General features: G+C 58.5%; 18 protein-coding genes. 5 read left to right on the forward strand and 13 right to left on the reverse strand.

Annotated features, from left to right (window positions below; genetic code table 11):
• From FHR96_RS14265 to pgm, 6 genes are all read right to left on the reverse strand, one after another.
• On the reverse strand, positions 1 to 701 hold a 701-nt coding region (locus FHR96_RS14265; protein ID WP_183388363.1), incomplete at its 3' end, for a UDP-glucose dehydrogenase family protein.
• A gap of 43 nt (positions 702 to 744) precedes the next feature.
• A complete protein-coding gene (locus FHR96_RS14270) occupies positions 745 to 2,055 on the reverse strand; it encodes a glycosyltransferase family 2 protein (RefSeq protein WP_183388364.1) in 1,311 nt (436 codons plus the stop codon).
• Positions 2,056 to 2,064: 9 nt separating this feature from the next.
• Complete coding sequence (locus tag FHR96_RS14275; protein WP_183388365.1) at positions 2,065 to 3,039, reverse strand: glycosyltransferase family 2 protein; 975 nt, start codon at positions 3,037 to 3,039, stop codon at positions 2,065 to 2,067.
• A gap of 23 nt (positions 3,040 to 3,062) precedes the next feature.
• Entirely contained in the window at positions 3,063 to 3,716 is a 654-nt protein-coding gene (locus tag FHR96_RS14280) for an ABC transporter ATP-binding protein (protein WP_246392967.1), read from the reverse strand.
• Complete coding sequence (locus FHR96_RS14285) at positions 3,713 to 5,209, reverse strand: ABC transporter permease (RefSeq protein ID WP_246392969.1); 1,497 nt, start codon at positions 5,207 to 5,209, stop codon at positions 3,713 to 3,715. Before FHR96_RS14285 ends, FHR96_RS14280 begins: the two co-directional genes overlap by 4 nt.
• A gap of 1,294 nt (positions 5,210 to 6,503) precedes the next feature.
• Complete coding sequence (gene pgm, locus FHR96_RS14290; RefSeq protein WP_183388366.1) at positions 6,504 to 8,078, reverse strand: phosphoglucomutase (alpha-D-glucose-1,6-bisphosphate-dependent); 1,575 nt, start codon at positions 8,076 to 8,078, stop codon at positions 6,504 to 6,506.
• Between the two features lie 722 nt (positions 8,079 to 8,800).
• On the opposite strand from pgm, the gene mntA reads away from it, so the two are divergent.
• Complete coding sequence (gene mntA, locus FHR96_RS14295; RefSeq protein ID WP_183388367.1) at positions 8,801 to 9,202, forward strand: type VII toxin-antitoxin system MntA family adenylyltransferase antitoxin; 402 nt, start codon at positions 8,801 to 8,803, stop codon at positions 9,200 to 9,202.
• A gap of 19 nt (positions 9,203 to 9,221) precedes the next feature.
• Complete coding sequence (gene hepT, locus FHR96_RS14300; RefSeq protein WP_221195836.1) at positions 9,222 to 9,629, forward strand: type VII toxin-antitoxin system HepT family RNase toxin; 408 nt, start codon at positions 9,222 to 9,224, stop codon at positions 9,627 to 9,629.
• 423 nt (positions 9,630 to 10,052) lie between these two features.
• Here the strand turns inward: hepT and FHR96_RS14310 are convergent, their stop codons facing one another.
• From FHR96_RS14310 to FHR96_RS14325, 4 genes are all read right to left on the reverse strand, one after another.
• Entirely contained in the window at positions 10,053 to 10,721 is a 669-nt protein-coding gene (locus FHR96_RS14310) for an amino acid ABC transporter permease (RefSeq protein WP_183388368.1), read from the reverse strand.
• Positions 10,722 to 10,724: 3 nt separating this feature from the next.
• Positions 10,725 to 11,465 carry an amino acid ABC transporter ATP-binding protein gene (locus FHR96_RS14315; RefSeq protein WP_183388369.1) on the reverse strand — a complete coding sequence of 247 codons (741 nt, stop codon included), beginning with the start codon at positions 11,463 to 11,465 and terminating at the stop codon, positions 10,725 to 10,727.
• Positions 11,466 to 11,484: 19 nt separating this feature from the next.
• Positions 11,485 to 12,153: an amino acid ABC transporter permease gene (locus tag FHR96_RS14320; RefSeq protein ID WP_183388370.1), complete on the reverse strand. Its 669-nt coding sequence runs from the start codon at positions 12,151 to 12,153 to the stop codon at positions 11,485 to 11,487.
• A 61-nt stretch (positions 12,154 to 12,214) separates the two neighbouring features.
• A complete protein-coding gene (locus FHR96_RS14325) occupies positions 12,215 to 13,063 on the reverse strand; it encodes an ABC transporter substrate-binding protein (protein WP_183388371.1) in 849 nt (282 codons plus the stop codon).
• A gap of 217 nt (positions 13,064 to 13,280) precedes the next feature.
• Here FHR96_RS14325 and FHR96_RS14330 point away from each other — a divergent pair, with 217 nt between their 5' ends.
• From FHR96_RS14330 to FHR96_RS14340, 3 genes are read left to right on the forward strand one after another with little or no spacing between them, the layout of a single operon-like run.
• Positions 13,281 to 14,306, forward strand: a complete 1,026-nt coding sequence (locus FHR96_RS14330) for a TRAP transporter substrate-binding protein (RefSeq protein ID WP_183388372.1) — start codon at positions 13,281 to 13,283, stop codon at positions 14,304 to 14,306.
• Positions 14,303 to 14,863, forward strand: coding sequence for a TRAP transporter small permease (locus FHR96_RS14335; protein ID WP_183388373.1), 561 nt, complete (start codon positions 14,303 to 14,305; stop codon positions 14,861 to 14,863). The genes FHR96_RS14330 and FHR96_RS14335 overlap by 4 nt, the downstream gene beginning before the upstream one ends.
• Position 14,864: 1 nt before the next feature.
• Complete coding sequence (locus FHR96_RS14340) at positions 14,865 to 16,169, forward strand: TRAP transporter large permease (RefSeq protein ID WP_183388374.1); 1,305 nt, start codon at positions 14,865 to 14,867, stop codon at positions 16,167 to 16,169.
• A gap of 90 nt (positions 16,170 to 16,259) precedes the next feature.
• Here FHR96_RS14340 and FHR96_RS14345 read toward each other — a convergent pair whose 3' ends face one another.
• From FHR96_RS14345 to FHR96_RS22760, 3 genes are all read right to left on the reverse strand, one after another.
• Entirely contained in the window at positions 16,260 to 16,697 is a 438-nt protein-coding gene (locus tag FHR96_RS14345) for a low molecular weight protein-tyrosine-phosphatase (protein ID WP_183388375.1), read from the reverse strand.
• Between the two features lie 193 nt (positions 16,698 to 16,890).
• Entirely contained in the window at positions 16,891 to 18,147 is a 1,257-nt protein-coding gene (gene ltrA, locus FHR96_RS14350) for a group II intron reverse transcriptase/maturase (RefSeq protein ID WP_246392971.1), read from the reverse strand.
• A 695-nt stretch (positions 18,148 to 18,842) separates the two neighbouring features.
• The gene (locus FHR96_RS22760) at positions 18,843 to 19,202 is read right to left on the reverse strand and encodes a prepilin-type N-terminal cleavage/methylation domain-containing protein (protein ID WP_379685057.1); all 360 of its coding nucleotides are present in this window, start codon (positions 19,200 to 19,202) and stop codon (positions 18,843 to 18,845) included.
• Between the last annotated feature and the right edge of the window lie 228 nt (positions 19,203 to 19,430).

Genomic DNA, 19,430 nt, shown 5'->3' on the forward strand with positions numbered 1-19,430 from the left:
AGGCGCTCGGCCAGGTTGGCGATCTCGTTCATGAAGCTGATCTTGGTGGCCAGCATGGCGTTGGCCGCGTACTTGGTCAGCTCGGCGGCTCGCACGTCCATGAACATCAGCTTGTCGTGCAGGCGGATATAGGGCGCATAGCACTCGCGCATCAGCGTCTTCACCCGCTCGGACTCGGTCCCCACGATGATCCGGGCGCCGTGAGTGAAGTCCTCGATGGCCGCCCCTTCCTTGAGAAATTCCGGATTCGAGCAGACCTCGAAGGCAAGCGACTCACCGCGCTCGGCCAATGCCGCCGCCACGGTCTCCCGCACGCGATCGGCGGTGCCCACCGGCACCGTCGACTTGTCGACCACCACCTTCTCTTCGGTCATGTGGCGGCCGATGGTCTCGGCCACCGCCAGCACGTACTGCAGGTCGGCGCTGCCGTCCTCGTCGGGCGGCGTGCCCACGGCGATGAACTGCAGGGTGCCGAAGGCCACCGCCGCGGCCGGCTCGGTGGTGAAACGCAGCCGCCCCTCGGCCACGTTGGCCTTGACCATCTCCTCGAGGCCTGGCTCGTAGATCGGGATCTCCCCCGCTTCCAGGCGGGCGATCTTGGCCGCGTCGACGTCCATGCACAACACGTCGTGGCCCACATCGGCCAGGCAGGTGCCGGTCACCAGGCCCACGTAACCGGTGCCGAAGATTGTGATCTTCATGCTAGGCACTCCACACAAAATTTGAGTAACGACTTGAATCCATCTATCCGAGCTTATTTTTTATTTCTACAAGCTCAGCTCTAATAGCCTTTATCTCTTCCCTCAGCTTTTCATTCTCTTCCTCAGCAAGGGCGCTCATGAGCTTTTGAAACTCGACATGATCACGCACCTCTTTGAGGACTTTTTCCAAATCGTCACTCCCATCGCGACTAGAGCGCAATCTACCAACCACCCGCCTCACCTTGGCGGGGGCCCTGGCATGCAAGTAGCTCTTTACCTTCTTGGCGGTCTCTAGCGCACCATATTCCTTGTAGTATTCTACGGCATCGCCAACCAGGCCTAGCTTATTCAGGCTCTTTTCAGAGTGATTTACTTGACCCGAACCATCTCTCTCCTCAATACCTAGTGCGCGGTAAGCCAATCTCCTTCCCTTGTTGCCCATATTGCCGGGAGCAAGCGTAGTCTTAACAAACTCCGGCTCGTAGTTACTCAACTCACGCTGAAGACATGAAATGACGTCTTCTTTATACTCATCCTTGATAGCATCATGTATCCAGCAAGAGTTATTTACCACCCACAAAACCAACTCTTTCTTGTAGGTTTCAAGCAAAGAGTTATTCACCAGCCAGTCATGAATGGTTTTATGGTGCTCATACATTGCAAGAAGTCTTCTATCACCAGATGACATGGTTTGACCCACGCGATTCATTCGATGATAACAAAGATATTCAGGAACTAAAGAAAACGTCTTCGCCTTGGTAACGCAAAACCAGTGAAATGGATTGTCTTCATAAAAATAATCGCCCTCGGGAAACCTTATATGATTCTCCTCGAGAAACGATCGCTTATAAAGCTTTCTCCATGGCACCGGATTGAACTTCAGCAGAGACTTTGTAGCTTCCTCCCCAGAGAGCAACTGGTTCTTCGGAAGGCCATTGATCCAGTGTCTCTTGTCGCTTGCGTCATAGTAAGAAGCTGACAACTCATCGTAATTCTTGAAATTACCAATGACGATGTCCGAACCAAGTTCTGTAGCCGAAAACACCAACTTCTCGAACATGAAAGGCTCACACCAATCATCACCATCGACAAAGCCGATATATTCGCCATTCGCCTTCGACAAGCCGATATTTGCAGCGACAGCCACTCCCCCAAGAGTATTTTCCGGGAGCAACACAGGCACCACACGATCGTCAAGCCCTGCTATTCGGTTGATGATCTCTCTGGTTCCGTCACTAGAACCATCATCAACGACTATTATCTCCAATTCTTTAAATGTCTGACCAATGACACTCTCTAGACACTGCTCAACATACTTTTCAATATTGTAAGTAGTAACAATTACCGAGATCATGGATCACCTTCAGGCTAGACGGAGTCGATAACGAAGGGCTTCCACCGCGACACGCGGCATCCTTTCAGAAAGAAGATAAAAATCTCGCTTCGTCATCATTGAAAAAGTTTCACAAAAAGCATTATGAAACTCTTCCCGGTGAGGCTCATCTATTCTGGCGTTCCCCCACCTGAAGAGCTTTATTTTGAAAGAAACAAAATAATGATAAAAAATGTCCTTGAAGTCTTTATTGATCCTGAAGTAGTCATCAACCTCAGAAAAGACATCCAGCATAGACAAACGCCTGGAGTCTGATATATTGGTAATCTGATGCGCTTTCATTGAGACTCTATGACCACAAAGTGACTCGTGAAGAACTGAAAGGCGATCACAGTTCATCAGAATCTGCCAGTGCGCAAAGACATCGTTGTGGACGGGGGTCGAGGAAAACCGGAGGCCTATCTCTTTCGCAAAGCTGGTAGAGACAAGCTTATTCCAGGGATAGTTAACCAACTCCAGAACAAACCCCATACGTCTTATTGAATAAGGAGAAGCCGCTCGTTCTCTTCTTACTCGTTCAAATACTCTTTCGTCGTGATGATTCATGCCCAGCTTGCGGTCATTTTCCGCGTAGACACGATCATACTCTGCCACGACGACCTGTGCTGACTCCAGATCTGCCTTTTCCACCAACCTGTCCAGCATACCCGGAAACACAAAATCATCCGCATCAAAGAAAAGAGTATAGTCCTCTTCTACTCTCTCAAACCCAAGATTCCTGCTGCTTCCAGCCCCTTGAGGATGAGTATTGACAATTATCTCATGTCGCAGCCTCTTATTATCCAGGTAGTTTTCAACTGCCTGCTTGGTCCCATCTGTAGAGGCATCATCGACTATATAGAACTTGACCGAGACACTATTATATTCCGCTATAGACTGAACAGCACCGACCAGTCGATCTCTTTCATTATGCACCGGAATAACAACTGCAACCCTTGCCATCATAACGACCTCTTGACAAGAAACATTCACAAAGAAATACTACGTTCACACAGCCTTTTCGCTTGCTGTTCAGAGTGCGTAACAAGAAGAACCGTCTGATTGGAGTGCACTTTTTTCATCATTTCCGTTTCAGCTTTCTTTTTAAAATCCTTATCACCCACACTCAAGACTTCATCTAAAAGAAGCACGTCAGGTGTCATATACATCGCCACCGAAAAACCCAACCTTGACTTCATGCCTGACGAATAGGTTTTTACTGGCTCATACATGAAATCGCCGAGCTCAGAAAACTCAGCGATATCATCCAGGCGAGCCTCAACCTGCTTGCGGGTATACCCCATCAGCATGCCACTGAGGATGGCATTATCCGTTCCTGGCAATTCAGCATCAAAGCCCGCCTGGAGCGCTAGCAACGAAACGGTAACACCATGATTCACTATTTCTCCGCTATCCGGCTGGATGATGCCAGCTACCACGCGAAGCAGTGTCGACTTGCCGGCACCATTTCGACCAAGGATGCCTAATGTCTCGCCACGATGAATATCGAAACTGACTCCCTCCAGCGCCTGAAAATATTCAGGCTTGCGAAGGAACCCACCGCGACGTTTATAACGCACGCCTACATTCTGTAGAGAAATAATGACATCGCCGCACATTCCATTGAGATCACTGGACTTCATTCAATCACCACCCTTGGAAAGATCGGTTCCAGGCGACGATACAGAAAAATCACCATGCTAAGCCCTACAACACACCCGAGAGCCACCCAACCGAGTCCGCTCCAGTCCGGCCACTGGTTCTCGACGAACACTTGACGGTACTGATAGAGAATATTGGCCATCGGATTGGTAAAAAACAGCGAGCGCCACTCCTCTGGAATCCTGTCGATGGTATAAAAGATACCGCTGGTGAAAAGCAGAAACTGGATACCGGTGGGAATCAAATTGGTCAGATCCCTGGCGAATGGCACCAACATAGCCAACGTGCAACTGACTGCCGTCATCAACATTAACTGAACCAGCACAATGGGTATAAAAGCCAGCCAGTGAATCGTCGGCGGCAACCCATAGAGAGCCAGGAAGATTCCTAACATGCCGAACACCAGCAACTGCTTTCCCGTGTTCTGCACGATCCCCACTAGCGGAAAAAACAGGGGTGAGATTCGCACTTTATGCATCAACCCCTTGCCTCCGACAATGGAGTTAGAAGTATGCTGCACCGTCTTGGCAAACCACTGAAAAGGCACCAGCCCAGTCAGCAGATAGGCGATAAAACCGGGACCGCCTCGCTCCATCAAGATACCAAACACGACATAGAAAACCGTCATGTAGAGCACAGGATCAAGTATCCACCATAGATAACGCAGGTGATTCTTGCTGGCTTCGCTCTTGAGGTTCAGTCGAGCCTTGGTCCAGACGAGATCCGCAAAGGTTCGCCAATTTCGGCGCTGAGGGGGATTAATCGTATGTGCCGTCTCATTCTCGCCCAGGTCTGTATCCTGAACGCTTTCCAACCAGGCATTGCCGTATTCCTGTGCCAACCTGAGGCGTCGGGCCTGACTCCCGTCACCAAGAGCATCGGCAGCGACCGCGGCTCTAGTAAAGCCCTCGGCGTGTTTGGGAAACCGTTGCCTCACTTCTTGCCACCGCTCCAGTGCCAGTGACCAATCCTTGGCCTGCATGGCAAGCTCCGCATACTGTAGCCATGGCTCGGAAGACTCCTCGAATGTTTCACGGGCCTGGCGATTAAACACCAGTGCCTCCGAGAGGTTGCCACGCCTGGCAGATACCCGTGCTGAATTCAGCATGACGGCCAGGTTGCCGGGGAATCTCTTCCGTAATTCTGCCGCCAGCGCCTCGGCCTCGGCCAAGCAACCTCTCTCACATTGCAGCATGGCCAACTCAATCAAGGGGTCAGGCAAGTCGGGAAATCGCTCCCGTGCACTATCGAGCAGCCCGTTTGCCAAGTCGAACTGACCCAACTTACGATGGGCAATCGCTGCTTGCACCCAAACAGCCACCTCATCAAAGTAGACTTGGCGCATAATGGCCCACCGCTCGCAGGCTTTGTCCCATTCAGCCTGGCGCATGGCCTCACGAGGCCAGCTTAACGCATTGCTTGCTGGTGGAAGCTTCGCGATCCCCGGATTTTCTTCTATCGATTGCTCATTCATTGCAGGAAATGATTTCACTTGTTAAATAATCAAGCCATGCGGATCATGACTTATAATGCCGACTCGCATCTCAACTTTGTCAAGACTTCAAACACATCAAAAACGCCGACATAACCATTAAAGCTTCTCCTCTGGACTTCACAGGAATCTACAAAATGACACTCACTCTAAATCTTGCCAGAATTATTACACTGCAACCTGACAAACTCATTTAAACGACTCAAGAACATTATTTTTCCAGAGACTCGCCCTTTCCTGAAAAGCCAGGCACTTCTCCGCAGCCTATCGAAATCGAACAGCGCTGAAAGCAACGACAACTCAGGACGTTCTCTGACGATATCTTTATTGGCACGCTACCGCCCCGGGATTGTTCCGGGCGATTTCCCATACCCTATAATGCTTGGCGTCGGCATAAGCCACTCTATCGGCTCAGCGCGGACACTTTGTCATGCCACGAACCTTCACTGGACATTCGCGGCAACAGCAATCCACCATATCAACACTTTACCCATGGCTCGCCGAGTAACTTGCGTAATCCATGTTGCTGCTCATGGCTCACCAGTTTTACAGCGCTGAGCAAATCAGCTATAGCGCCCCCATCTTTCCGCTTGCACTTCAGGGATTTATGATTTTTTAGCATTCCTTGACGTTGGCCACGTTAGCACCTACCTGTCCTGAGCAGGAACAGAAACCCGTTGACAGTTCTCCAGGCACCGTCCTGACCCACCGAGCTATTGACGTCACTGCACAACCAATGTAGAGGCGGCCTAGTCATGACCCCTCTCTATTTATCTCTGTCGTGTAGCTTGACGGTGCTTGTGTGTCGACTGGCTCTTTTACGTCGCCCCTTGGATGGAAAGGCCAATATTTTACGCCAGTAGCCATAGCTCCTCCATGTATTAACCACATACACACCGATCCGGCTAATTTAACTTGGAGGTACCAAGCGACCCCGACATAATGCATTTCCCTGATAATGGCGAATGAAAAATCTCATACTTATGCATTGGCGTTAATCGCCTTTTATTAGCTTGTTAACCACAAACACGTTACTTCATGACAGCTTGACGCCACACGACCAGATGAAGCCACCGCTAATTTTAGCATGCCGAATCAAATGAACGAGACGCCGAAAAGGCCACGAAGACCAAATACATTGAGGTATCGCGAGGGATACCTGCTCCGGGGCCCATGCTTGTCTGCCAGCAAAACCGTTGTGCCATCCATTCGATCATGGAAGGTGGCAAACGAGAGACTGGTCAGCAGGGCATGGGCCGCGCCGCGGAATGCCCTGCTACAGTGCCGCATCCAGCGTAGCCTGGGCCTCATCGATCAGTGACTGCAGGTGTGCCTCGCCACGAAAGCTCTCGGCATAGATCTTGTAGAGCGGTTCCGTGCCACTGGGGCGAGCCGCAAACCAGCCGTTGGCCGTTTCCACCTTGAGCCCGCCGATGGGAGCTCCGTTGCCGGGCGCATTGGCCATCACCCGCTCGACCGAGTCGCCGGCCAGGGTGGTCAGCGTCAGCCTTGCGGGGTCAAGGCGCTTGAACGCTTGCTGCTGCTCTAGCGTGCAGGAAGTATCGACCCGTCGATAGTGGGGGGCCCCGAAACGTGCGGTCAGCTCGCGATATCGCTCGCTGGGACGCTGCCCGGTAACGGCCATGATCTCGGCCGCCAGCAGGCACAACAGGATGCCGTCCTTGTCGGTCGACCAGGGCCGACCGTCCAGGGTAAGGAAGCTCGCCCCGGCGCTCTCTTCGCCACCAAAGGCCAGCCACCCCTCGTGCAGCCCATCGACGAACCACTTGAAGCCGACAGGCACTTCATGGAGATCACGCCCATGGTCGCAGACCACCCGATCGATGATCGAGGAAGAGACCAGGGTCTTGCCCACCTTGAGGGATGTTGCCCAGCCGGAGCGATGGCCAAGCAGGTAATCAATGGCGACCGCCAGGTAGTGGTTCGGATTCATCAGGCCGGCGGCATCGACGATACCGTGGCGGTCGGCATCCGGATCGTTGCCGAAGGCCAGGTCGAATTCATCCTTCATCGCCAGCAGATTGGCCATGGCCGCGGGGCTGGAGCAGTCCATGCGGATCTTGCCGTCATGATCCGGCGGCATGAAGGCGAACGTCTCGTCGACATCACTGTTGACCACCACGAGATCCAGCCCATGACGCTCGGCGATGGCCTGCCAGACCGGCAGCGCCGTTCCTCCCATGGGGTCGGCAGCCAGCCGCAAGCCAGAGGCGGCAATGGCCGAAAGATCCACCACCGATGCCAGCTCCTCCACATAATCTCCGACCATGTCATGGCGGACAGACTGCGTCAGCGCTTCGTCGAGGGATACCTCGGCGACGCTATCGAGCTCCTGAGACAGCAGGGCATTGGCTCGACGCTCGATCCAGCCGGTCACCTCGCCCTCGGCGGGCCCGCCATGCGGCGGGTTGTACTTGATACCACCGTCCTCGGGCGGGTTGTGCGACGGCGTCACGATCAGGCCGTCGGCCCGTGCCAGCTGGGAATCGGCGTTATGGTGCAGGATGGCACGACTTACCACCGGGGTAGCGGTCAGCTCGCCGTCACGCTCGATACGCGTCTCGACGCCGTTGGCAACCAACACCTGCAGCGCGGCTTCCCAGGCCGGCCGAGACAGCGCATGACTATCGCGGCCGAGGAATAGCGGACCCTCGATGCCTGCCTGGCGTCGGTAATCCACCACCGCCTGAGTCACCGCCAGGATATGCGCCCGATTGAAGGAGCCGGCCAGCGAGCGGCCGCGGTGCCCGGAAGTCCCGAAGCTAACGGCCTGCCCGGCCTCGTCCGGATCGGGATGGATGTCATGGAATGCCTGAATTACGTCCTGCATGTCACCTTCTCTGTGTCAGCCGCGCGCCCCGTGCCGTCGACACCTATCAGCCGACTGACCCGCCTGCGGGCGAAAGGTTCGCTATGGTGCCATGTCAGGCAGATTTCATCACGGACTTCATGGGCCGTCGCTGGCCATGCGCGTCCATCATGCAAGAGATCTCTCGAGCCTACCACTAAGGTCGCACCACTAAGGTCGCGTTGTCGCAGCATCCCGCTGCCGCCATGATAGCGACCATCGAGACGGACACGGCGGCCAACGACCAACAACAACAAACGCACCCGCACATTGAAGATCCGCCCATAAAAAAAGTCCCCCGAAGGGGACCAGTTGGAGCACGCCAGCTCACGTTTGAATAGCCGCCGCCTTGGCGACCATTCATCCAACAATAAGCGAAAGCCACGCCAACAAATACAATAAGCTTCTGAATCAAGGTCTTGGCAACAACAACAAACAAAGACCTTGTCGCTTTGCCTTCTCCAGGTCATTTTCCGGCCACCAGCCATGCACCAGGTGAACTCACTTCTTGCGCCTCCGCGCCAGCATGGTGCTGTTGTCTTCCCCCTCTATTGCCAGTTCCTCGTGCCAAGACCATCGCGCCTGTTGGCAAGAGCGCATGTGACCCGATCCAGACGGGGAGATGTTCGCCGCACCACGGTATCGACTCGCCGGGATGATAGACTGTGCTTGCTGCTACCCATGGCATCACGCGAGGATCCTGAATGTCCGCTACATCCGCCCCCCTGGACGATCTCATCAAGCTCGCAACCACGGACGACGAAATTGCCGTGCTGTGGCTATACGGTTCGCGTGCCAAGGGAACCGCCACCTCGAACAGCGACTACGATCTGGCCGTTGCCTTTCGGTCCTTCGAGGAGGATCCCCTCGAGCGGCGCCTGCGTCCAGAACTGCTCGCCCAGGCCTGGCAAGATGCCCTGGGCCTGACTGGGGACCAGTTGTCCATCGTGGATATCAATCTGGCGCCTATCCCACTGGCACACGCCGTGATCCGAACGGGTCAGGTGCTCCACGCCAACGACCGCCTGCGCTTGATCCGAGAGGAGAACCGGATCACCTCGATGTGGGAGCTCGATCATCAATATCATCAACGCCATCATGCCTGAAGCAACGAGGTGACATCCCATGGAAGCCGAGTACATTGACGCCATGCGAGAGCACCTTGCCACGCTGGGAGAAGAACTGGATCAGCTCCATCAAGCGGCGACCGAGCCTGGCGGCCTCAACTCGCTGCTTTATAGAGCCGCCGAGCGCAACTTGCAGCTGCTGACAGAAGCGTGCATCGGCATCGCCAAGCAGCGGCTGAAATCCCAGGGCCTGGTCGTGCCGAGCGATGCCCGCCAGGCCTTTGCCAAACTCCAGACGCAGGGTCACGACCATAGCGGTACGCCATGGAACAAGGTGATCGGTCTGCGAAATGCGCTTGTCCACGACTATTTGAACCTGGACTCGGACATCGTCAAGAACATCATTCGCCAGCGTGACTATCAGTCGCTTCTCGCTTTCGCTGAAGAGCAGCTCCAGTCAGGCTGATCCATCCGATGGAGATGAACCGGCACTGAGTGCCGACTGACTGCTGACCGATGACGTCCAGGTCACTCCTGGCCTCATTCCCATATTGTCTTGTGACAAGGACCCCGACCACGGTGTGTCGGGGTCCTTCGCGATACAGCCAGCGCCAGGCCACTCGCCTCCGCTCTCCTCAGGCGCGCTGCCCCACTTCCGCCGTGGCGAGCGTCCAGCCGGCGACCCGCTCATGCAGGCTCAGGCCAAGCCCCGGACGTTCCGGAACCCGCATGGCGCCGTCTCGGATCTCAAGGCGCGCGCATCTCCCAGGCCAGCCGGGCCTTCCAGCACTGGCTGCTGGGCCTCGGCCGGAGATAACCGTATCGGCGCCAGTGCGGCGATGTCCTGGTGTCGGCAACGACGTTGGCTGCTCCGCATGCCGAAAGCGCATCAGGCACTGGTGACCCCGGGGACGTAGAAACGCCGTTCCAGTAGCCTCAAAAGGCTCGCCACCGTGGAGGTGAGCACCAGGTAGATCAGGCCCGCCCACAGGAAGATCTGGAAAAAATCCAGGGTTTTCGACCCGATATCCGAGGCAATGGCGGTGATCTCCACAACGCCGATCGTGTAGGCGATCGAGGTGAACTTGAGCTCGATGATCGCCTCGTTCGACCACTGCGGGATCACACGCCGCAGGGCCTGGGGAAGCATGATGTAGCGAATCGCCTGCCACTGCGTCATGCCACAGGCTCGGGCGGCGACCAGTTGCCCCTTGGGCACCGATAGCACCGAACCGCGGAAGTATTCGGCTTGGTAGGCGGCGCTGTTGAGCGTGATGGCGATCACCGCCGCGGTGAAAGCATCGAAGACGATCCCGACGTGGGGAAGTCCCAGGTAGATGAAGAACATCTGTACCAGCATCGGCGTGCCACGGAACAGCTCCACGTACACGGTGCTGATCCAGTAAAGGAGCCGATTGCCGTAGACCCTGGCCCAGCACAGCATCAGCCCAAGGATAAACCCCAGCGAAATGGCGATCGCCCACATCGACAAGGTGACGGGGATGCCTCGCAGCAACTCGGGGAACCACTCGATACCGAACTCGATGAATTCCAGCATGGCTCACCCGTGCTCCGCGATGACATTGAGGAAAGCGCGCGTCCGCGCGTGCTCTGACGCGGTGAACATGGCGTCCGGCGTCCCTTGCTCGACGATATGGCCCTTTTCCATGAAGATGATCTCGTCCGCCGCCTGCCGGGCAAAGCTCATTTCATGCGTCACCACCACCATCGTCATTCCCTCGGCGGCCAACTGCTGCATCACGCGTACTACCTCCCCGGTCAATTCCGGATCCAGCGCCGAGGTAGGCTCGTCGAACAACAGCAGGTCGGGGTCCATGGCCAGGGCGCGGGCGATCGAGACGCGCTGCTGCTGGCCGCCGGAAAGCTCCGCCGGATAGGCAGCGGCCTTGTCGCCCAGGCCGACTCGCTCCAGCTCATGATGAGCCCGCCGCGTGGCGGCCTCCCTGTCCACGCCATTGACCTTGACCTGGCAGATACGCACGTTGTCGAGCACCGTCAGGTGCGAAAAGAGGTTGAAATCCTGAAAGACGAAACCCATTCGAGCTCGCATCGAATCGATGTTGGCATCCAGGACTTCTTCTCCGTTGAGATAGATACGCCCGGCATCCGGCACCGTCAGGTAATTGATGCAGCGCAACAGGGTGCTTTTGCCCGAACCGGAGGGGCCGATCAATACCTTGGTCTCGCCCTTGCGAAGCCCGAAGCCGATGCCCTTGAGGACTTCGAGGCCGTCGAAGGCCTTCTTCACTCCCTGTACGTCCAGAATCAGTTCATCCGCCATTATCGGCTGTCCCCTTGCATTATTTTTCAAAACCCGGCACTGCCAGCTTCCGCTCGAAGGCATACAACAGGCTGTTGCCTGTCCGGTTCAGGATGAAATACAGCAGCGCCACGACGGCAAAGACCGTCAGGACGTTGCCTTGGGTACTGGTGATGATGTAGTGGGCCTGGCGCGTCAGCTCCACCACGCCGATGACGTAGGCCAGCGACGTTTCCTTGATCTCCGAGGAGAACTCGTTGGTCCACGGACCAATGGCGTGTCGCGCCGCCTGGGGAAAGATGATGTGGCGGATCGCCTTGATCTTGGACATGCCCATGGCGCGAGCGGCCATCATCTGGCCGGAAGGTACCGACTGGAAGGCGCTACGGAAGATCTGAGACTGGTAGGCCCCCGAACGCAGCCCCATGGTAAGAATCGCCGCGCTGAATGCCGAGATATCGAACACGCCGGATATGCCGTAGTAGAAGATGAACAGCATGATGATGATCGGGATACCGCGAAAGATCCGCTCGTAGAGCAGCAGCGGCCACTGCACCAGCCGGGTTCTGGGTCCATACAGCTGTATCAGGCAGATGGCCATGCCCAGGACGAAACCGATCGACAGCAGGGCGACCAGCAGCACGATGGCCACCCCCAGTCCTTGCAGTAAAAAGGGAAAGTCTCGAATGAGTACGTCGTAGATATCCATGCTGGGTTCCTAGCAAGACGAACGCCTTCCCCGGGGAGAAGGCGTTCGTCGTGGCATCGAATCATTCGTTACCAAGCTCGGGAAGTCCGGCAACCGGCTTCTGGTAGGTATCGACGAAGTCCGGCATATGGCCCGGGATGGTCGGGACGGACACCCCAGGAATGTACTGGTCGACGATCTCCCCCCACTCACCAGACTCGTAGATGGCCATGATGCCCTGGTTCAGCTGCCCCAGGATCTCTTGAGGGTCATCCTTCGATACTGCCAGGGCCAGCGGTGCACGGATGTAGATCTTGCCGGCCATCTTCACCGGCTTGCCGGCGTTGATGTACTCCTGGGCCGAGGTGTCATCCACGATCACCGAGGAGATCCGACCGATCGCCATGTCATCAACCGCCGTGACGTAGCTGTCGTACTTGGCCAGCTCGACGTCGATGTCACTGGAATCCACCACGTTTTCTTCCATCCAGGCTTCCTGGGAAGACCCACCCTGTACACCGATACGCGCCCCGCAGCACACCGCGGTAAAGACATTGCGATCGGAATCCTCGGGCACCAGTACGACATCGTTGGTTTCCCACCAGGGAATGGTGAAATCGATGTTCTCGCTGCGCTCCTCGGTAACCGTCAGCCCGGTCGCCAGGATATCGATCTTTTCAGCGGCCAATGCCGGAATCAGCGAAGGAAACGGCATGTCCTGGAACTCGATATCAATGCCGATTTCATCGGCAATCGCCTCCATGGCATCAATGGCGATTCCCTTGAACTCTCCGCTTTCCACATAGGCCCAGGGGGGAAACGATGCTTCCACCCCGACCGTGTAGGGATCCTGCGCGTGGGCCGTGGAAGCGATGCCCCCACCGAGTGCAAGGATGGCGGCGGACAGAAGCGATACGTTTGTTCCTTTCATGATTTTCTCGCAACTTGGTGAATTTTATTATGTCGCCACCTCAATATGAGTCGTTTATTTCGACACTGTCAAACACCCCGCGGAAAAGCATCGTTCCCCTCATTCCCTCCACGCGTGCCGCGTCTGGAACATTCGGTGTCGCTACGGTGCCCCCAGGACAACGCGTATTTCAGGATGCTGAATCGGCTAACGATCACAACCTACAAGGATTCTGCTGATGCCCGGTTCTTTTCCGAAACGGCACTTTCGCCCCACGTTCGCCAAGGCGGCCCTTCCCCTGCTGGTGCTCGGCATGGCCGCCGTCTCTCTCCCGGCCCACTCCGCCGGCATGGACTTCTCCAACGAGTACAACGCCAATTCGATCCACGCCCAGGGCGATGCCTGGTTCATCGATAGAGTCCAGGAACTGACCGACGGCGACGTCGATATCACCCTGCACACCGGCGGCTCGCTCGGCTTCCGCTCGGGGGATCACTTCTACGCGGTGGCCGACAATGCGGTGCAGATAGCCGACAGCCTCTCCGGGACCCTTGGCGGCATCGATCCCATCTTCCTGCTGTCCTCGCTGCCGTTCGTTGCCGACGACGTCCAATCCGCCCACCGTCTCTACGACATCGCCCGCCCGGAATACGCCAAGGTGTTCGAGGACAACGATCAGATCCTGCTCTACGCCTCGCCCTGGCCGGCCAGCGGCATCTGGGCCGAGAAGCCTGTCACCAGCATGGAGGCACTCGACGGTCTCAAGATCCGCAGCTACGACCGCAGCGGCACTGCCACCCTGGTAAACGCCGGCGCTGCCCCGGTGAAGCTCTCCTGGGCCGATGTGGTGCCCCAGCTGGCCACGGGCGGCATCGAGGCGGTGCTCACCTCCGCCGAGGCCGGCGCCAACGGTAGCTTCTGGGAGCACCTCAGCGACTTCAACGCCATCCAGTACGCCGTGCCGCTCAACATGGTGCACATGAACCGTGACGCCTTCGAATCGCTGAGCGAGGACGACCAGCAGGCCGTGCTGCAGGCAGCCAGGGAAACCGATGCCCACAACTGGGACGTGGTGAAGGAGCGCGTGGCCGAGAACTACGCCCAGCTCGAGGAACACGGCGTGACCATCCATGATCCGGTACCGGAGGTGTTCCATGACGCCCTCGCCGAGGCCGCGCAGCCGGTGGTCGACGACTGGATCGACAGCACCGGCGAGCGCGCCACCCGCATCCTCGACGCCTTCCACCAAGAGACCGCCGAATGAGCTCACAGCATCGCCGTGACGGTGCCGCCTTCCCCAGCGTCGCCGCCCTGCTTGTCGAGGCCCTCGGCCGGATGACCAGCGCCCTGGCGGCGCTGGGCGCCGGCCTGGCCATGCTGCTGGTGGTCTATATGCTCGGCCATATTCTGCTCGAGATCGGGCTACGCCTGTTCGGACGCTCCACCTTCATTCTCGACGAATACATCGGCTACGCCGTGGCCGCCATGACCTTCCTCGGGCTGCCCTACGCGCTGGAGAAGGGCGGGCTGATCCGCGTGGCGCTTGTCCTGGAGCGTCTCCCCAGGGCCTGGCGCTGGCCGTTCGAACTGTTCGCCAGCGTCACCGCCCTGCTGGCCTTCGGCTGGCTGGCCCGCTACTGGACCGTCGCCGTGGAGCGCAGCTTCCAGCGCGGCATCGTCAGCGAAACCCTGGCCCAGACGCCGCTGTGGATTCCCCAGGGCACGCTGCTGGTCGGCCTCTACCTGCTGTGCCTGGTGCTCGCCGTCCGCTCGCTGCGCATCCTGGTGCAGCGCCATGCCTTCGACAGCGGAGACGCCTGATATGGAAACGCTACTCGTCGGAGCCGGCGTGATCGGCCTGCTGCTCGCCGTACTCGCGCTCGGCAGTTGGGTATTCGCCGGCCTGGTCATCGTCGCCATGCTTTCGCTGTGGGGGCTCGGCGACTTCGATGCCAACCGCATCGGCCTGATCCTGTCCAAGATCCTGTTCCGCGCCGCCAACAGCTGGGAGCTCTCGGCCATTCCGCTGTTCATCCTGATGGGCGAGCTGATCTTCCGTTCCAACATCTCCGAGCGGCTGTTCCGTGGCCTGACGCCGCTGACCCGGCGACTGCCCGGCGGCATCCTGCACACCAACGTGCTCGGCTGCACGCTGTTCGCCGCGGTCAGCGGCTCGAGCGCCGCCACCACCGCCACCATCGGCAAGATCACCACCCGCGAGCTGGCCCAGCGCCAGTATGATCGCGGCCTGTCGATCGGCTCGCTGGCCGGCGCCGGCAGCCTGGGACTGCTGATTCCGCCCTCGATCGTGATGATCGTCTACGGCGTGCAGGCCGAGGTGTCGATCAGCAAGCTGTTCATGGCCGGCGTGCTGCCGGGGCTGCTGATCGCTGCGCTGTATGTGGGCTATGTGGGGCTGCGCTGCCTGGCCGATCCGGCCCTCGCACCGAAGGCCGAAGACACCGGCACCAATGTCCTCCAGGCGCTGCACGACCTCGCCCCGGTGCTGGGGCTGATCGTGATCGTCATCGGCGCCATCTACACCGGCATCGCCACGCCCTCGGAGGCCGCCGCCGTCGGCTGCGCCGCGACCCTGGCGCTGCTGCTGTGGGAGCGCCAGCTGACGGTGGCGCTGTTCCTGGACGCGCTGCGCGGCGCGCTGGTGAGCGCGGTGATGGTGTGCAGTCTGCTGGTGGCCGCCGCCCTGCTCTCCACCGCCATGGGCTACCTGCATCTGCCGAGCGAACTGGCCGGCTGGATCGCCGCACAGTCCTTCTCGCCGGTCGCCCTGCTGCTCGCCATGGCGCTGTTCTACGTGCTGCTGGGGCTTTTCCTGGACGGCATCTCGATCACCGTGATGAGCCTGCCGATCACCCTGCCGATCATCATCCAGGCCGGCTACGACCCGCTGTGGTTCGGCGTCTTCCTGGTGATCATGGTGGAGCTGGGGCAGATCACCCCGCCGGTGGGCTTCAACCTCTTCGTGCTTCAAGGGCTGACCGGTGAGAGCATCGGCCGCGTGGCACTGGCCGCGGCGCCTTTCTTCGCGCTGATGTGCCTCGCCGCCCTGATCATCAGCGTCTGGCCGACCATCGTGCTGTGGCTACCGACGGTGCTTGCCGGCTAGCGTTCCGGAGACGACAATGCCCGGCTCGGTCCGCCGAGCCGGGCATTGGCTGAATCCCTTAGGCGCTTGGTGGCGCCACACGCCCTTCGGCTATAGTCTCTCCCGCCATGTCTGTATGGCTTCCTTCAAGAGCCCATGCACGTGCTCGAAGGCTTCGTCGCTCTTGCGGTAGGGATCGGGGATCTCGACTCCCTTGCCACCATCGAGCCAGCGACCGATCAGCATGATCTTGCCGAGCGCTGACGGGGAAAGATCGCCGAGAGATCGACGCTGGCCTTCGCTCATCACCAGGATGAGGTCGGCGTCATGAATCATCTCGTGGGTGATTTGTCTTGCTTGATGCGCCTCGACCTGCAGGCCATCGGCCTCGGCCAGCTTGCGGGCCTTGGGCTCGACGCCCTGACCGACCAGCGCCCCCAGGCCCGCCGACACCACGTGCCGTTCGGGGAACGTCACCTTCAGCATGGCTTCGGCGACGGGGCTACGACAGATATTGCCGGTACACACGACGAGAAGGTGCTCGAACATCCAGAGGGGCTCCAAAGGGCGATGGCGTCACTGGCAGCATATGATACGGGATCGTGAGTGGTGAGTGGTGAGTGGTGAGTGGTGAAGTATTCTTACGCCCGGATACAGGATGATGAAACCAATCGAGTAGGAGGGGGAGTCACCTCCCCCGTCCTCTCACACCACCGGGCATACGGTTCCGTACCACGGCGGTTCACGAAGAACGGCTAAGCCCTCTTACCGTGTCCAGTACCGAGATTAACCCACGCTGAGCGAACCAGCGGTTGGGCAAGGCGTGGCGCAGGTGCAGCGCACCTGCATTCCACCAGGGGCCTCGCCCGTTTACCGATGATTTCCAGGCGCGCTGCGCATCTAGCCCCAGTGCCAGCAGCTTACGGCGCCGGGTTCGTGGGCGCTTCCATTGCCGCCAGATCAAGTCGCGCAACCGGCGACGTATCCATTGATCCAGCGCTTCCAGTGGCCGCTTCACATCGACGAGACGGAAGTAGCTGGCCCAGCCCCGCAGGACGGGGGCCAGCTCCCTCGTGACGCGCCGAACATCGCGTCCCCTGCCGCGCTTCAGGATCTCGCGGACACGCCCCATCAAGCGTTGCAGACTGGCCTTGGCCAATGTCAGCTTCGGCAGCCTGTGCCGAGTCAGCGTGTAGCCCAGATACCCTCGGTTCCACGGCCGGTCCACCGCGCTCTTGTCGCGATTGACCGTGAGCCTGAGCGAGCTCTCGAGAAAATCACTCAGGCTGGTCATGACGCGTTCGCCCGCCCGCCGACTCCTGACATATACCTGCATGTCGTCGGCGTAGCGGCAGAAGCGGTGGCCGCGGCGCTCCAGTTCCTTGTCCACGTCGTCCAGCAGGATGTTCGCCAGCAGCGGACTCAGCGGTCCGCCCTGGGGCGTTCCCTGTCGGCGTGGCGCGGCCAGGCCGTCCTGGAACATGCCGGCTTCCAGGTAACGGCGGATCAGGCGCAGCACCCGCTTGTCGCGGACGCGGCGCGCGACCCGCGCCATCAGCAGGTCGTGGTTCACCCGGTCGAAGAAGGCCGCCAGGTCGAGGTCGACCACCCAGCGGTGGCCGGCGGTGACATGGGCTTTCATCGCCGAGACGGCCTGCTGGGCGCTGCGCTTCGGGCGGTAGCCGTAGCTCGATGCGGAGAAGCCCGGATCGAAGATCGGCGTCAGCACCTGCAGCAGCGCCTGCTGGATCAGCCGATCGGTGACCGTGGGAATACCGAGCTGTCGCGTCCCGCCCTTGGGCTTGGGGATCTCGACGGCTCGGACCGGACTGGGGTGGTACTCACCGGCCAGCAGCCGCTCGCGCAGTGTTGGCCAGATCTGTTTCAGGTGGTCAGCCAACTGGTCCACCGGCATGCCATCGGCACCCGGTGCGCCCTGGTTGGCGACCACCTTCCGGTAAGCCCGCGCCATGTTGGCCTTCTCTACCACGACTTCCATGAGCGGGGCGGACTTCGCTTTCGTCCACGATGACGACGCCGGAACCGTCTCGACGCCCACCGGCTGGGACTCAGGGTGCTGCCCCTGCCCCTCTGGGTGGGTGGCGGCATCAGCGCCAGTTCCTGTCTTCCTGATCGATCCTCGAGACGTCATCGCCTACTCGCGGTTCTTCATGTTCGGCCCTTGGTGCCGGGGTGAATCGGCACTTACTATGGCCTCTGCTGACGTTTGGTGGCCCATCCCCTCGCCTCTCGACGCCGGTAGCACTGTGGCAGGCCATCAGACCTCCCAGGGTAAGACGCGCGACCTTCCCGCTTATGCCTGTCGGATTTACGGCATGGCGTTCCGTGCAAGTACTGGGCTTTGATGATTGGTGCCATCTCACCCCGCCATGCCGCCTCATATCCGCTTCCTGTTCGTCAGGCCAGCGTTTTGCCTCGGGCTGCCTTCGGATTCCCCCTCGCGGCGGACACCCTTGCCGTCGGCTAGCACTTCCCCTTGCCGGGCGTGCAGGGGACTTTCACCCCCAAGTCATCCCGAAACACCACTTTCAGGAACAGCGCCAATCAGGCGCTGCGCGCCATGCCTGGCGCACACCAAGAAGACGGCCGACACGAGCCGGCCGTCACTTTACACAAGGTCTTTCGTCGAGCAGTCATCTTGGATAAAAAAGACTGCTGCCAACTTCAACTTAATTAACTTCCGACTCTTATCGTCCCGGATGCATCATCAGTCCCAGTGCCAGAATCATAATCAATCAAATTGCTATCATCGCCACTTACTCCTACTCCACATTCATCTGCATAATCGTCGCCAAAGACTTCTGCTAGAGTAGGATCAGCTTCATCACTTGCACGCTCAGCGGCGACAGCAGTACCAAAAGATCTAGCCTCGGCTTTGCAGGCAGCGTCTGCTGATCTGTCAACATAATTTTGGTATTGAGGAATCGCAATCGCGGCCAAAATCCCGATAATCGCGACGACAATCAGCAGCTCGATCAGCGTAAAGCCGCCTTGAGCACTCGGCATCCTTTTCTGCATGATCTGTACGTTCATCGTTTACCTCCTTGCCTTGATCGCATCACGTCGCCTGACGGCAGACTTCGCGTTCGGGCGCCACCTTGCCGAAGGTTGCTGCAGCGTCCCTGGCAGCCGAGCTCGCCAACAGGCCGGTTTATCTACAATTGGCCCATACCGCCCACTCACTTACACTAAGTTACAGCCCGCATGCCTGCAAGTTTGCCATCCGACCCGTTGAAGCGCCTCATACCCCCAGCCATACGA

Origin of the sequence: Halomonas organivorans (assembly GCF_014192055.1) — a bacterium.
Lineage (GTDB): Bacteria > Pseudomonadota > Gammaproteobacteria > Pseudomonadales > Halomonadaceae > Halomonas > Halomonas organivorans.